Annotated in this window: 1 protein-coding gene; it reads left to right on the plus strand. The window is 61.2% G+C overall.

Annotation, left to right across the window (positions count from 1 at the left end):
- Positions 1 to 19: 19 nt before the first annotated feature.
- Positions 20 to 260, plus strand: a 241-nt coding sequence (locus ACM615_RS24115) for a hypothetical protein (protein WP_431012665.1), incomplete at its 3' end; no start/stop codon positions are given.

Below are 260 nucleotides of genomic sequence, written 5' to 3' on the forward strand. Positions count from 1 at the left end.
CTAGCCGCCGAGGGCAGTCTTGACGTTCTTCATTGCGTTAGGCCACGCATCCGCCGCGGGCTCTTCACCGTTCTCGACCTGCGAGAGCGTGTTCAAGATCTTCACGGAACCGCTGCTGCTCTCCTCCCCTGGGCTCACCGGCGGTGCCGGTCGCCAGTTCCAGACCCTCAGCCTGTTAATGTACGAGCAAGGATTCGGTGATTTCAAGTTCGGCTACGGCTCCGCGGTCGGAGTGACCCTCTTCGCCTTGATCGTCGTGT

Source organism: Rahnella sp. PAMC25617 (assembly GCF_050606005.1).
Taxonomy (GTDB): domain Bacteria; phylum Pseudomonadota; class Gammaproteobacteria; order Enterobacterales; family Enterobacteriaceae; genus Rahnella; species Rahnella variigena.